Annotated in this window: 1 protein-coding gene and 1 pseudogene; one reads left to right on the forward strand and one right to left on the reverse strand. The window is 71.4% G+C overall.

Annotation, left to right across the window (positions count from 1 at the left end; translation table 11 throughout):
- A pseudogene (locus tag C1J01_RS48065) lies at positions 1–796 on the reverse strand (hypothetical protein); the annotation flags it as partial.
- Between the two features lie 75 nt (positions 797–871).
- Between C1J01_RS48065 and C1J01_RS48070 the strand changes: the two are divergent.
- The gene (locus C1J01_RS48070) at positions 872–1,285 is read left to right on the forward strand and encodes a hypothetical protein (protein ID WP_111185820.1); all 414 of its coding nucleotides are present in this window, start codon (positions 872–874) and stop codon (positions 1,283–1,285) included.
- Positions 1,286–1,366 lie beyond the last annotated feature (81 nt).

Raw genomic sequence — 1,366 nt, forward strand, 5'->3', positions numbered from 1 at the left:
CTGTCGGGGTTTCTGTCGGGGGCGCGGCGGCGGCCGGGGGAGCCGGGACGGCCGGCGCCGTCGTCTCCGTGCCGGTGGGCTCCGCGGTGGGGCTGTCCGTCGGCTCGGCCGGGTCGGTGGGCTCCACGGTCGGCGGGAGGGTCTCCGTCGGAGTCGGCGCCACGTCCGGCCGGCACGTGACGGTGACCGTCGGGGCCGGCTCGGTGACGGTGACCGTCGGGGCCGGCTCGGTGACGGTGACCGTCGGAGCGGGCTCCGTGACCGTGACCGTCGGGCCGGGCTCCGTGATCGTCACCGTCTCCCGGACCGTCACGGTCGGCAGCGGCGCCATCGCGACCTCCGGCTGCCCGCGCTTCTTGAACGTGCCCCGGCCCAGCCTGGCCGTGGCGTCGCCCTCTCCGTTGATGACGGTGATCTCGGTGTTGGCGGTCGTACAGGCTCCTCTGCGGCACACCCGCTGGTCGACGGAGAAGAAGCCCGCGCCCTCATAGGCGACCGAGACGTTCAGGTAGGAGATGCCGCGTCTCTTGACCACCCGCGTCTCGGCGGTGTAGTCGGCGTTCGTGGGGCTGGCCGTCGGGGTGGGGGTCTCCGTCGGCGTCAGCGTCTCCGTGGGGGAGGGCGAGGCCGTGGGAGAGTCCGGCGTGGTGGGATCGGCGGCTAAGGCCAGCTGAAGAGGGGGAGGATTGCCGGTGAGTCGTAGGGATTCGGTTGCTGACGCCTGCGTGATCGCGGCTCCGCCGGTTCCTGCCAGTGCGACGGTGCCGAGCAGCGCGCCCAGGATGGAGAATCTCATAATCCTGCTCTTGTGGGAGATTTCAGGACACGGGCCATTATTCCGGCTTGTCAAGATCGGTCAAGACTGAGACGTATGGAGAAGCGGTTCTGGTTCCGCCGCGCGGCGAACTTCCTCAATCTCTCGACGCCGCTCGGCCTGCTGCTCGCGGCCGCCGGCGGGGCGACCCTGCGACCCGGCCCCGACGGGCTCGTCCTGGCCTTCGGCTACCGCCACCGCTTCCCGATCGCGGGCGCTTTCACGGTCGGAAACGTGGTGCTGACCAGGCGAGACGCGCTGAGCGAGCGGCTGATCCTGCACGAATCCCGGCACGCCACGCAGTGGGCCTGGTGCGGCGGCCTGCCCATGCTCCCGCTCTATCTGCTGGCGATGCTCGTCTCGGTGGCCGTCTGCGGCCACCAGGCGTCGTACAACGTCTTCGAACGGCTGGCGGGCCTGGACGACGGCGGCTACCCCCGCGAGCCCCTCCGCTGGCGGCGCCCGGGTTGACAGTCCGCAGTAAGGAAGAACTCCCCCGGCGAGCACCAGGGCCCTGCCCCGGGTGGGGGGCAGGGCGGGGGTGAGTCAGGG

The organism is Nonomuraea aridisoli (genome assembly GCF_003236395.1).
GTDB classification, from domain to species: Bacteria; Actinomycetota; Actinomycetes; order Streptosporangiales; family Streptosporangiaceae; genus Nonomuraea; species Nonomuraea aridisoli.